The organism is Brevibacillus brevis (assembly GCF_001039275.2).
GTDB lineage: Bacteria > Bacillota > Bacilli > Brevibacillales > Brevibacillaceae > Brevibacillus > Brevibacillus brevis_C.
Genome location: NZ_CP030117.1, coordinates 380,147 through 392,958, shown reverse-complemented (window position 1 = coordinate 392,958; position 12,812 = coordinate 380,147). Strand labels below are relative to the sequence as shown.

General features: G+C 48.3%; 12 protein-coding genes and 2 riboswitches. Of the genes, 3 read left to right on the top strand and 9 right to left on the bottom strand.

All coding sequences use genetic code 11. From position 1 onward, the window contains the following. Positions 1–10: 10 nt before the first annotated feature. Positions 11–88 (bottom strand): K(+)-transporting ATPase subunit F, encoded by a 78-nt coding sequence (gene kdpF / locus AB432_RS31455; protein WP_111914364.1) that lies wholly within the window; start codon positions 86–88, stop codon positions 11–13. Positions 89–647: 559 nt separating this feature from the next. Further along, a riboswitch (cyclic di-AMP (ydaO/yuaA leader) is annotated at positions 648–794 on the bottom strand. A gap of 241 nt (positions 795–1,035) precedes the next feature. Between kdpF and AB432_RS02270 the strand changes: the two genes are divergently transcribed. Beyond that, positions 1,036–1,404 (top strand): Na-translocating system protein MpsC family protein, encoded by a 369-nt coding sequence (locus tag AB432_RS02270; RefSeq protein ID WP_048036120.1) that lies wholly within the window; start codon positions 1,036–1,038, stop codon positions 1,402–1,404. A gap of 57 nt (positions 1,405–1,461) precedes the next feature. On the opposite strand, the gene AB432_RS02265 is transcribed toward AB432_RS02270, so the two are convergent. From AB432_RS02265 to AB432_RS02230, 6 genes are all read right to left on the bottom strand, one after another. Continuing rightward, entirely contained in the window at positions 1,462–1,872 is a 411-nt protein-coding gene (locus AB432_RS02265) for a hypothetical protein (protein WP_048036119.1), read from the bottom strand. 18 nt (positions 1,873–1,890) lie between these two features. Continuing rightward, entirely contained in the window at positions 1,891–2,826 is a 936-nt protein-coding gene (locus AB432_RS02260; protein ID WP_082196070.1) for a glycine betaine ABC transporter substrate-binding protein, read from the bottom strand. After that, positions 2,823–3,662, bottom strand: a complete 840-nt coding sequence (locus tag AB432_RS02255; RefSeq protein WP_048036118.1) for an ABC transporter permease — start codon at positions 3,660–3,662, stop codon at positions 2,823–2,825. Before AB432_RS02255 ends, AB432_RS02260 begins: the two co-directional genes overlap by 4 nt. Next, positions 3,646–4,872 carry a quaternary amine ABC transporter ATP-binding protein gene (locus AB432_RS02250; RefSeq protein ID WP_048036117.1) on the bottom strand — a complete coding sequence of 409 codons (1,227 nt, stop codon included), beginning with the start codon at positions 4,870–4,872 and terminating at the stop codon, positions 3,646–3,648. Before AB432_RS02250 ends, AB432_RS02255 begins: the two co-directional genes overlap by 17 nt. A 391-nt stretch (positions 4,873–5,263) precedes the next feature. Further along, positions 5,264–5,410: riboswitch (cyclic di-AMP (ydaO/yuaA leader) on the bottom strand. Positions 5,411–6,156: 746 nt separating this feature from the next. Further along, on the bottom strand, positions 6,157–6,357 hold the full coding sequence (locus AB432_RS02235) for a copper ion binding protein (RefSeq protein WP_048036115.1): 201 nt from the start codon (positions 6,355–6,357) through the stop codon (positions 6,157–6,159). 64 nt (positions 6,358–6,421) lie between these two features. Then, positions 6,422–8,842: a heavy metal translocating P-type ATPase gene (locus AB432_RS02230; RefSeq protein WP_048036114.1), complete on the bottom strand. Its 2,421-nt coding sequence runs from the start codon at positions 8,840–8,842 to the stop codon at positions 6,422–6,424. A gap of 314 nt (positions 8,843–9,156) precedes the next feature. Here AB432_RS02230 and AB432_RS02225 point away from each other — a divergent pair, with 314 nt between their 5' ends. Next, complete coding sequence (locus AB432_RS02225; protein ID WP_048036113.1) at positions 9,157–10,068, top strand: VanZ family protein; 912 nt, start codon at positions 9,157–9,159, stop codon at positions 10,066–10,068. Between the two features lie 76 nt (positions 10,069–10,144). Here the strand turns inward: AB432_RS02225 and AB432_RS02220 are convergent, their stop codons facing one another. Beyond that, positions 10,145–11,071, bottom strand: coding sequence for a pseudouridine-5'-phosphate glycosidase (locus tag AB432_RS02220; RefSeq protein WP_017247167.1), 927 nt, complete (start codon positions 11,069–11,071; stop codon positions 10,145–10,147). 3 nt (positions 11,072–11,074) lie between these two features. Further along, the gene (locus tag AB432_RS02215; RefSeq protein WP_048036112.1) at positions 11,075–12,175 is read right to left on the bottom strand and encodes a carbohydrate kinase; all 1,101 of its coding nucleotides are present in this window, start codon (positions 12,173–12,175) and stop codon (positions 11,075–11,077) included. Between the two features lie 187 nt (positions 12,176–12,362). Between AB432_RS02215 and AB432_RS02210 the strand changes: the two genes are divergently transcribed. Then, positions 12,363–12,809 (top strand): MarR family winged helix-turn-helix transcriptional regulator, encoded by a 447-nt coding sequence (locus AB432_RS02210; protein ID WP_017247165.1) that lies wholly within the window; start codon positions 12,363–12,365, stop codon positions 12,807–12,809. Positions 12,810–12,812: the final 3 nt, after the last annotated feature.

Sequence of the window (12,812 nt, the reverse complement as noted above, 5' to 3'; positions counted from 1 at the left end):
CGGGTAACCCCTAGTATTTTTCCGGGTAAATCAATGCGTGACACAGGTACATCGCAAGCCCTGCCACAATCAAAAGCAACCAGATCATTTCTCTTTCCCTCCCTGTTCTCTTACCACGGCGTCACAAAACTTGATGAGTACAAAAAATACTCCGAATGAAAGCGCCAAGAGCAGTATGGAAACCACGTCCATGCCATGTCCCTCCTTTTTTGTCGTATGTACTATTCCGTGAAGTCTGGCCGACTCGTCTCTCTCGCTTCCCCTGTACGAGTTTTCTTTTTTGAAGAAAACCTGCCATTTGGGAAAAAAATAGACCAATGCTTACGATTTCCCCGAAAGATCGCCATATTTGACCGAGCTGAAGAGGAACAGACGAACGAAGTCGCCCGCTTCCCGCGGCAAATAAAACGATTTTTTGTATCGGAGAAAAAGTACTCATTGGTCTACCTAACGCCCAGCCGACTTGAAGTTGCCTTCTTTGCGTTTTGTCTCCCGTTTCCTTTTTCAAAAAAACAGCTATTTACTTGTAAGTAAAAACGGTCAATGGCCGTTTTTGAGCAAAACGAAAAGACCTGCATTACGTTTCGAGTTAACCTTTGTCGTCCTTAACGGATAACAAAAAGGCCTCCTCAAATAGGCGGTCTTTAGACCTCCCTCGCTTTAGCCGACGAAGTTAGCTGACGGGTAGGATGGCGAAAGAGTGTCTCATCCCTCCCACGATTCATACGTGGGATTAACCCCTACTGATTGGGTCCTCCGTTCCCGAGTGCCTCGGGATTTGGCCATATTTGCAATTGTTGGTTACGAGTCTCATTATACGTCCGGCATAATCGGATGTTAATGTCCTATTTCTGTCTTTTTCACACGATTTCTGCATTCTTTATCCGTGTAAGCGATTTAAACCTATCAGGCCTCATCCGATCATGATATTTCATCGATTCTCTTGCGTTTTCACATTATCAGCCTATTTGTTTGACAGCCTCTAAACGGCTGAGTAATATTAGGCACAATGATAAATTATGGGAGGTATGGCGTTTGGCCATCTCTAACAAAAAAAAGCTGGAAGCAGAAATCAGCGAAGCATTCATAAAATTTCAACGCGATCTGATTGGACGAGGTCCGCAGGAAGCGAAGACCTACATCGTCGGTGATATGGTCATCGTCAGGTTCAAAGGTGTTCTCACCGTCGAAGAAAAGCATCTGTCCAGTCATGATAAAGGTCGCCGCATCGTCAAAGAAATGCGCGAGGTTCTCCGTGAAATGTACAGCGAAGAATCGGAAGAAATCGTAGAAAAGCTGACAAGCTGCAAAGTACTATCGAGTCATAGCGACATCAGCACGAAAATGGGTGAACGGATCGAGGTTTATGTATTGGACAAGGACCTCGAAAAAATGTTGGGCTAATTTTATGAAAACAAGGCTCCGCCTTCATTTGCAGGCGGAGCCTTTTCTATTCCTCTCTTACCCACTCATCTGTTCAGCCAACCAGCCGTAGCCTTTATACCCAGGCTGGCTCACGATGACGTGATTCGCCCCGAGCGCCTTGTATAACAGCGCGTTCCGATGCTCCTGCGTCATCACAAAAATCCGGCAGGTGCCCAACTGCTTGAACAGTGTAAGCAAGTCGCGTCCCTCCGCCCACTCGTCGGGAAAGATATAGACGGAATGGTAGAGCAGCAAGGATTCCTGATCGCGGTAGCACTCGTCAAATGAGATGGGCAAAAAGCGCTGAATCGTCTTGTTTCCAGGCCCCGCTGTCAAGGAAAAGGCACCGGGATTTCTTCCCCAATATGCAGGCAAACTATCGCAGCATAGTGTCTGGACAAAAGAAGTGAAAGCTTCCCCCTTGCCCATTACGAGATAATGCTTCATAGCAGAGCCTCCCCTTCCTTATTGAAGATCCTCAATGGACGAGATGTTCATGTACGAAGGAACCACGAGTCCGATTTTGGTTCCGTCGAGATTCGGACCCAAATCCTCGATTTGCCCACCAAATTTTTTCAAATAGCTCGTATCTGTAGACGGCAGCCAAGCCGCCACCATTCCATCTATATCCCCTATGGCCACTCCTGCCCACATCGGTCCTGTCTGCACCTGACTCAAGTCGACTTCATACCCCAGCTTCTTCTCCAGCACATGCTCTACGACATGCGTGCTGGCAATCTCAGAATCCCATGCTACATAAGCGAGAGTTAGTTTCTCTTTTTGGACAGGTTTAATACCCTCCACCCATTTCCCTACTTTGGCTTCGTTGTTTTTTACCCATTCCGCAGCGGCTACTTCCGGATCTTTTCCGTCCATCATTTGGACCATGACTGACTCCATATCGGCTGGCTCCCACCAGAACTTATCCAGGAATTGATAGGCAGCAGGCTGATCCTCTTTCAGCCCTTTGCGCACGATGGTATGGATTTGTTCCGCTCCGCCAAAGCCGTTCTTTGGGTCCGCCAAGTATTTCAAATCCATCTTTTTAAACATCCAATGCGGCGTCCAGCCCGTAATGATAATCGGTTCCTTCGCTTCGTATGCCTTGATCAAAGCTGCTGTCATCGCTGCGTCTGAGCCTTCAACAAGCTGCCATTTATCCAAGCCATACAGATTCATGACTTCCTCTGTCTTCACCATCGAGCCTGCTCCTGCGTCGATTCCGATGATTTTGTAGTCGAGCTTTTCTCCTAGCGCGTTGTCCGATGTCTCAGAAGGAATCGGACCGATCACCGTTGCTGTCGGTATTGGTGTGTTTGTGTTTTGGCTGGAGCAGCCTGCGAGCCAAGCTGTCGCTCCCATCATCACTGCCAGTAAAGCTGGAACCATTTTGTTCATCATGTATTTCTCTCCTTTTTTCCTGCATGTTGAGTAAGCCGATCCAAGATGATAGCGATGATCACGATGGATAGTCCCGCCTCGAATCCTCTTCCTATATCCACTTGTGATACCGCGCGATATACGTCTGCGCCCAAGCCTTTCGCCCCGATCATAGCCGCTATGACCACCATCGACAGGGCGAGCATGATGCATTGATTGACTCCCGCCAAGATTGTCGATTTCGCATAAGGCAGTTGTACTTTTACGAGCTTTTGCCAGCCAGTTGCACCAAAGGCGTCCGCTGCTTCCTCCATTTCCGCTGGGACCTGACGTATGCCTAAGTTCGTGAGACGCACGATTGGCGGCAAAGCAAAAATAACGGAGGCAATAACTCCCGGCACCTCGCCCAAGCCGAAGAAAAAGATCGCAGGAATCAAATAAACGAACGCTGGCATCGTCTGCATCAGATCCAGTACTGGCGTGACCAGTTTGCGAAACGTATCATGTCTCGCGCAAAGAATGCCCACCGGAATCCCCATGGCGATCGAAATCATGGTGGCAGTGAGGACGAGTCCCAATGTCTCGATCGTTTCATCCCAGTACCCCAAGTTGTGGATGAGAGAAAGTCCGATAACCGTAAAGACCATGGACGCTCTCCCTGCAAAAACCCATGCAGCGGCCCCTAGCAGCAAGATGAGAATCAGCGAGGGTATCTCTGCCAAAACCGTGGAACAGTAAGTCACCATCGTGGAAATGACGATAGACACTGGATCAAACAATACCCCTTTGTACTGGCCCAGCACCTCCACAAACCCTTCCATCCATTCGCCAATCGGCAGCTTAGGTACGGCGTCCATCACTCATCACCTCTGCTCTCTGGTGCTCTTGAACATTGACTTTGCCTACCAGCCCGCCTAGTACCGCTCCTTTTACGATGACACCCAACAAACGCTGCTGCTCGCCCACTACAGCAATCGGGACGTGAAGGTCTGCCATCATCGGGAACAAACTGTGCAGACGTGCGTCAGGTGAAACGGTAGGGAGGTCGGTTTTCATGATCGTCTCCAGCGAATCTCCCGTACCAATCGCAAGTGATACGTCATACGCCGTAATCAAGCCGAGCAGTGTGCGCTTTTTGTCCACGACGTACAAGCTGGAAACGCCGTTATCCATCATGAGTTGCAGCGCCACTCGCGCCCCTTTGTCAGGGGTGATTGCTTCTGCCCGTTTCATCACATTTTCAGCAATGAGCACCCTGGACAGGTCGGCATCCTCCACGAACTTCCGCACGAATTCATCCGCTGGGTCTGCCATGATTTCTTCCGGGCGGCCGATCTGAATGATCTGTCCGTCTTTCATAAAGGCAATCCGATCGCCTAGCCGCAACGCCTCGTGCAAGTCGTGTGTAATGAACAGGATCGTCTTTTTCATCGTCATCTGAAGCTCCAGCAGCTCATCCTGCATATCTTTTCGAATGAGCGGGTCCAGTGCACTGAACGCTTCGTCCATCAAGAGAATATCGGGATGATTAGCCAACGCCCGTGCCAATCCGACCCGCTGGCGCATCCCTCCACTCAATTGATCCGGGTACGCATTTTCCCACTCGGTTAATCCAACGAGCGCGAGTGCTTCCCGTGCTTTTTCTTGCCGGAGCCCTGGTGGTACTTGTTGAATCTCTAATCCAAACTCGACGTTTTCTCGTACCGTCCTCTGCGGAAACAGGGCGAAATTTTGAAAAACCATTCCGAGCTTCTTCCTCCGCACCTCGCGCAAATCTGTCGCCTTCATGTCCATGATCTCTTCCCCATCGATCTCGATGCTTCCGCTTGTTGGGTCAATCAGTCGATTGCACAGTCGGATTAAGGTTGATTTGCCGCTGCCGGACAGGCCCATGATGACGAAGATTTCACCTTCCTCGACTTCAAAGCTGACCTGATTTACCCCGATAGACTGGCCCGTTTGCTTGTAAATTTGTTCTTTCGTACGTCCTTCCGCCAGCAGCTTCAAGGCCAGCTCGGGCTGCTTGCCGAACACTTTTGTCAGTTGATGGACTTTCATTTTGGGCATGGTATCCCCCATCCTTCGTTTTTTGTAAATGAGAAAAAAGCCCGCGAAGTTTCCACACTCCAGCAAAACCAAGGCACGCTTGATTTTTACTCGTGTTGAAAATCCGCAGGCTTACGTAATACCTGGCGTCCGTTTTCAGGACTCCCTGTACTCTGTCTTCCTGATTTCGATTGTCAGCGGTTTATGTCGTACCAACTGCCTCCCAGCGATCCACACCCTTTCCTTCACGTCTGTATCGCGTAAGCTGCTCATCGGTATTTCCATAAAAAATAGGCCGATCCATCCTTTTTCTCCAGAACAAAGGTCCCAAAGAAAAAGCCTGCATCGGCCTATCACACGCCCGCAAGGAATTCCCTTGTTGCGCATTAAATGCCTAGACTTTATCCATCCATGACCTTCCCTGCTTTGGCCGACGAGGTTAGCTGACGGGTAGGATGGCAGAGAAGACATTTTCTCATCCCTCCTGATCACTCAGGATTAACCCCAAAAGATTGGTTCCCCCGCTTCCGAGAATCTCGGAACTAGGCCGTATGTGTTTTGTAGCTTGATTGTGATTTGATTATACGCTCGCTTCCAGTTATTGTGAACGTTTGTTTAACACGGTTTTAACCGAATGACGGCTTTCTTTATGAGTCGGATTAGATTAGCTGTTAGTTGCTCACTCGATCAAGATATTAGTGCCTTATACTCGCTGTTGTGGTGGGGAGGAAACAGGAGAAAACGCTCAGATTCTTGGAACCCCTGCGCGGGAGCATAGGGTGCCCGGCTCCGTGAAAAAAAGCGAAACCGCGTCCAAAGTAGTCCATCAGGATGTGGCTCAGAGGTGGACGCTAAAGGCAGTTTCTCTTTTTTTCGCTGCGCCTCGGTGGGTGTGTCCAAAGATCTTCGCTTATTTCTCCTGTTTCCTCTACGAGCTGTTGGGGTTCTACATGCTTTTTAAAAGACAGCTTGAATGCTGCTTTCAAAAGGTAGTAAAAAGTAAAAAGCTGCTTGGGAAGAAGAACATTTCCAGTCCTAGCGCCTCTGGAGCCCTACCTAGCGGAGAAATGAATGGCGGGGGTTTTCAGCTTTTATCACATACAAAAACGTTGTAACGTTTTCAGTTTTGAAGCGCTCCCGACATTCATTTCGGAGCGGACAGTCTAACCCCTTGCGGGGCGTAGGCCGAAGCGTAGACTGGAAATGGGGCTTCTTCCCCTCCACTACAGCCACTTTTATCTCAACACCAAAAAGCCCCTGCCTCAATGAATCAGGCAGGAGCTTTGCTTTTCAAAGACACGATGCTTAAACGACGTCGTAGCCTTGGTCTTCGATTGCTTCTTTTACTGCATCGAGAGTCAAGTTACCCTCGTTGTAGGAAACCTCAACCTTTTTTTCAGCCAGGTTTACTTTGCCTTCTGCACCCAGTTCTTTCAATGTGTTCTCGATGCGCGCTACGCATTTGTTGCAAGACATACCTTCTACGTTCAATGTGATATTTGTCATGATCAATCTCTCCTTACATTTTATGTTTTATAGGTAAGGCGGACAAAGCCGCTTGTTACTGTTGTTACAGCTTCACTCGTTGCAGTCTCAGTGCGTTGAGTACAACGGAGACCGAGCTGAAGGCCATTGCGGCACCGGCAAGCCACGGAGCGAGGAAGCCGATTGCGGCAATCGGGATGCCCAAGGTGTTGTAGGCCAATGCCCAGAACAGGTTTTGCTTGATGTTGCGGATGGTGAGTTTGCTCATCTCAATGGCGTCTGCGACACTGGTCAGTTCGCCGCGCATCAGGGTAATATCTGCTGCTTCCATAGCCACATCTGTACCTGTACCGATTGCCATCCCGACGTCAGCGGTAGCGAGTGCAGGCGCATCGTTGATACCATCGCCGACCATCGCGACTTTTTTGCCTTGTTCTTGCAGTTTTTTCACTTCTGCGGCTTTGCCTTCAGGCAGGACTTCTGCGATGACGTGATCGATTCCTGCTTCACGGGCAATGGCCTCGGCTGTTTGACGGTTGTCACCGGTCATCATGATCACAGTCAATCCCATTGCTTTCATGCGCTGAACAGCTTGCTTGGAGGTTGGTTTGATCGTATCCGCTACGGCAATCAAGCCAGCGAGCTTGCCTTCGACGACTGCGAGCATCGCCGTTTTACCGGAGCGCTCCAGTGCCAGCATGGTATCAGACACTGCTTGGTACGAAATTTGGTGTTTTTCCAGCAAACGGCGCGTACCGACGAGTACTTCTTTACCAGCGACGGTTGCCCGGATACCGAAACCAGGAATGGCTTCAAATGAACCTGTATCGGACAGGGTGATTCCTTTATCCGCAATACCGCGAACGATGGCTTGAGCCAACGGGTGCTCGGAATTTTTCTCAGCGGCACCTACCAAAGAGAGCAGCTCTTGCTCTTCGATATCAATGTTGATGACGTCTGTCAGTTCTGGCTCGCCTTTGGTTACAGTCCCTGTTTTATCGAGGACGATCGTATCCAGATGGTGAGCCGTCTCCAGATGCTCCCCGCCTTTGAACAGGATGCCCAACTCAGCTGCGCGTCCAGAGCCCGCCATGATCGAAGTCGGCGTTGCCAAACCGAGAGCGCATGGGCAAGCGATTACGAGTACAGCAATTGCTTTTTCCAAAGCCTCACCGAAGTTGCCAGGTATAACGAAGAAGTACCAAATCAAGAAGGTAAGAATAGCAATCCCTACTACGATTGGGACAAAAATCCCGGAGATGCTGTCAGCTACGCGCTGAATCGGTGCTTTTGTTCCTTGTGCTTCTTCCACTACTTTAATGATTTGCGCCAGAGCCGTTTCTTTTCCGACTTTGGTTGCTTGAACCTTCAAGAAGCCGTTTTTGTTCAAGGTGGCGCCGATGACGGTATCGCCTGCGGCTTTATCCACTGGAATACTTTCACCAGTCAGCATTGATTCATCAACTGCGGACTGTCCTTCCATGACGATGCCATCGACAGGTACTTTGTCGCCCGGCTTCACGTGAACGACGTCGCCCAGTCTCACTTCTTCTACAGGAATAGTCATTTCGACGCCATCCCGTACGACTACTGCTGTTTTTGCTTGCAAGCCCATCAGCTTGCGGATCGCTTCCGAAGAGCGTCCCTTTGCTTTCATCTCAAACAGTTTACCCAAGACGATCAACGTGATCAGTACCGCACTGGTCTCAAAGTACAGCTCCAGCATGTGGCCACCGTGAGCACCGATGGAGTTGATCGCGACCCACAGGCTGTAGAAATAAGCAGCCGAGGTACCGAGAGCAACCAGCACATCCATGTTGGCACTCTTGTTGCGAAGGGCTTTGAAAGCTCCGACGTAAAACTGTGCGCCGATGATGAATTGTACTGGTGTTGCCAATGCGAGCTGTACCCACGGATTCATCAAGATTTCAGGCAGCCAGATAAACGAGGTGAAGGAAAAGTGGCTCACCATCGACCAGAGCAGCGGGAGCGACAGAATCGCGGAAATCCAGAACTTGCGGGTCTGACGTTTGATTTCTTCCTGGCGACGATCTACTTTTTCTTCTTCTTTTCCTTCTTCCTTACGAGTCGCCTGATACCCTAACTTTTCTACCTTTTGAATAATGTCCGTCACACTTACCTGTGATGAATCGTACTCGACAGTGGCTGTTTCCATCGCCAGGTTCACGTTTGCCTTCAGAACCCCAGCGGTTTTGTTCAAGCCTTTTTCGATCCGTGTGGAGCAAGCCGCACATGTCATTCCCGAGATGTTTAGCTCCACCTTGTCAGTGACGACGCCATAGCCGAGCGATTCAATTTTGGAGCGGATGTCGTCGATATTCGTTTTCGTTGGGTCGAAGACGACTGTGGATTTTTCCAAAGCCAGATTGACGTTGGCGGTCTCCACTCCCTCCATTTTACCCAAGCCCTTTTCGATGCGCAGTGCACAAGCTGCGCAAGTCATCCCTGAGATTGCAACTGTTGCCTCTGCTGTTTTGGCACTCATTCTAATCCCTCCAAATACCCTTACGGGGTATATTTTATCGTATCGTTTCCCTTACGTTGTTTCCTGATCACACCTTTACTATACAATACCCCCTCAGGGTATATCAAGTACTTTTTTCAATTTTTTTCTAAATGGGCTTCAAGTGCTGAAAACACAGGGAAAAATGTCGGGCGTCCTCTATCCTTGGTGCCGGGCGAAGCAAATGTCACCCCCCAGCTTTACACCGTTACATGAAGGATGTGACTAACAGCTAATCACTTACGTATTCATTCAGAGTAAAATCATTCAGACACAATGGCTTTAAGGAGATTGAAATGATGGAAACGAAATCACGGAAAATCATTTTAGCTGGCACCATATGCTATACGATTTTCATTTTATTTTTTATGTTCTTTGCATTTAACAGGCTCGACGGTGTAACCAGTCTAGAAGGATACACCTTTATCCTTGTTCCAGAAGGAGTACCACTTACATTTCCAGAACTAAATTATTCATGGATTGTTGATTTTGGAAACGTAGCTGCTTTTATCCCTTTTGGAATACTATTTCCCCTGTTGTATCGTGTAAGATTTGGGAAGTTCATATCCTTGTTTGTCTTAGCGATTCTTGTTCTAGAAACTATTCAGGCTTTAACCTATCTTGGTAGCTTTGATGTAAATGATGTGATATCCAATACATTAGGTGCAGCGATTGGCTATATTGCCTATCGAGTTGGATTTTCTTCAAACATTTCTTATAAAAAGCTCATGGCTTCGGCTCTAACTATTGTTGTCCTTATATTTGGAGTCATGGTGGTCTCTGAAATCCTCAAAAAAAGAGAAGGCCCTATTCAATCATTAACGGTCATGAAAGAAATGACAGGAACTACACCTATGACTGAGAACCTCCCAAGCTTCACCGTAGCAGGTGAGCGAATAGAACCGAAAATGAACGTGTATAGCAGTGAAGGGGAATCAACCCAAACATACAACTATATTCTGGGGAACAAAGAAAATGTTTGGCTTTCTTTCTATTTCGGCATTCCCGACAATGGAGACTCTAAGGGTGAAGCCAAAATCATCGTAGACGGACAAGAAATAACTCCGTTAAACGAACAATCCTATCAAGGGGCAGAAGCTTTAAGGGAGATGCCTTTTAACGAGGTAAACGAAATTACCATTATCGTTTCCGGAAACGCTAAGCTGTGGGATGTTGGAATCCGTGGAATGCAACATTGGTGGGAGTGAGTAAAATAAACGAAACGAGCCCTAGAAGCAATTCTAGAGGCTCGTTTTTTTTAACTATTTAGTTGTTCAATCTCTCTTATTTACCTTGATTCGCTTCTTTCTGATAAGCTACCGCGATTTTCGCAGCTACTTCAGCATTGTGTTTCACCAGCGCGATGTTCGTTGCCAAGCTCTTGCCTTCTGTCAGCTTTTTCACTTTATCGAGCATGAATGGCGTTACCTGTTTACCTGCAATGTTGTTTTCTTTTGCTTCTGCGAGTGCTTTTTGGATCACAGCCTCGATTTCCTGGTGGTTGAGTGCATCGGATTCTGGTACTGGGTTCGCGATAATCATACCGCCTTTGAGTCCCAAATCCCATTTGGTGTTCATCATCTTACCGACTTCTTCCGGTGTATCGATGCGCATGTCTACGCCAAATCCGCTTTCGCGAGCGAAGAAGGATGGGAATTCATCTGTGCGGTAGCCCACAACTGGTACACCTTGTGTTTCCAAATATTCGAGTGTGCGGCCGATATCGAGGATCGATTTCGCCCCTGCGCATACTACAGCTACATCAGTTTGCGCCAGCTCAGTCAGGTCAGCAGACACGTCCCAAGTGATTTCGCCTTCACGGTGTACCCCGCCGATACCACCAGTTGCAAACATGTGGATGCCAGCCATCTCAGCTGCGATCATGGTAGCGGCTACTGTAGTCGCACCGATTTTACCGCTAGCCAAAATGTAAGCGAAGTCGCGACGGCTTACTTTTGCTACATTTTTGTTCGTCGCAAACTCTTCCAGCTCGCTGTCAGTCAAACCGATTTTGATTTTGCCGTCCATGATCCCGATCGTAGCTGGTACAGCACCGTTGTCGCGAATGATTTGCTCTACTTCTTTTGCCATTTCAATGTTTTGCGGATATGGCATACCGTGCGAAATAATCGTCGTCTCCAGAGCAACTACCGGCAGGTTGTTCTCCAGTGCGTGGCGTACTTCCTCAGTAAAGGTCAAATATTGTTTCATCTCTTATCGCTCCTTTTCGAATTGTTCTACGGCCAGTTCCAATTGTTCTGCTTTTAATAGAGGAGATACGGACTGCTCTGTTTGCAATGTCAGAGCGGATGCTGCCAATCCAAGGCGACATGCTCTCTGGAAAGACTCTCCGTTTACAATGCCATACAAGAGGCCCGACGCGAACGCATCTCCCGCACCTGTTACATCTACTACTTCCGTTGGATATGGAGCCATATGCTCCTCAACTTCATCGGATTGATAATAAATGCCTTCTTCGCCCAAGGTCACAATGACGTGCTTGACGCCTCGTTCCCTAATCTTGCGGCAAGCCTCGGCGCATTCTTCGATCGTCGTGATCTTCATGCCAGCCATCAGCTCGGCTTCTTCGCGATTCGGCAAAATCGCTTCTACTCCGTCCAATTGCTGTGGGAGCTTCTTTGCTTTTATTGAAGAGACCGGGTCAACGAAGAGCAGAATGTTTTCCTCCCGGCAACGTTCGATGATGTACGCCAAGCAGTCCGCCGGAATGTTTGTATCGATGAAAACCACGTGGGCTGCTGCAATGTGCGACCATTTCTCCGCGAACATCTCCGGTGTGAGAGCATCGTAAATATCCATGTTCGCCAAGGAAACAACCATCTCGCCATCAATATCGAGAAGCGCCGTATACGTTCCCGTACGCTGTGTAGGCAGTCGCCACACTTGGCTGATGTGCACCCCGTGCTTTTTCGTCTCCTGCAAGAGCCATTCGCCTTCTTTGTCCTCACCAATGCTGGTGATGAGTGACGTATTGCAGCCAAGACGACCGAGGTTCTCCGCGATATTCCGTGCCACCCCTCCACACGATTCCATAATCGTTACGGGATTGGATGAGTGTAGACGCACCTGTTGCTTGCCGCGTGCTTTGCGGTCCAGGTTGGCCCCACCGATACAAGCAATCATTCCTTCATCACGAAGTACATAAGCCCGTCCTTTGATTTCCCCGCGTTTGGTCAACTGTGCGATGTAGCCAGCTACCGCTGAACGTGAGATGCCAATCAGATCAGCCAGCTCCTGTTGCGTGATAAAAGGATTTTGCCGGATATGATGAAGGATCTGCATGTCTTTTTCCACGGTCATCCTCCTTTCTTCTGTTTCGCTTTCACAGCTTGTTTACAAACAAAAGTTTATCATGAAGACAACTGTTTGTACAAGCGTGTTTTTTATTTTATTTTTATCTCAATTTGACAAATAGGAATACGATCATGTAGGATTATCTTAAATTAGAGATATCGAAATTTCGATGTATAGGAGGGTCCATATGTCTGACAAACCACTGCGAAATGATCCCCTCGATCTTTTTGTAGTTTTATCAAGGTCATACAACTGGGTTACCGCTCACTCCAATCGTCACATTCGCGAGCATGGACTTAATCCGACTGAATTCGGGGTACTAGAGGTATTATTTCATAAAGGTCCTCAACCATTGCAGCAAATTGGCGAAAAAATCTTGATCTCCAGCGGAAACATCACATACGTTGTGGACAAACTCGAAAAGAAGCAACTGCTCATTCGCAAGCCCTGTTCGGCAGACCGCCGCGTCATTTATGCGGAACTTACAGAAAAAGGGCATCAATTTTTGTCCGAAATCTTCCCTCCTCATCAACTCGCCATTGAGAAAGCGATGGAAGGTCTCACACCAGAAGAACAGCGTCAAGCAATCGAACTGCTAAAAAAGTTGGGACGCACTGCTCAGGCTACTTATTAGATG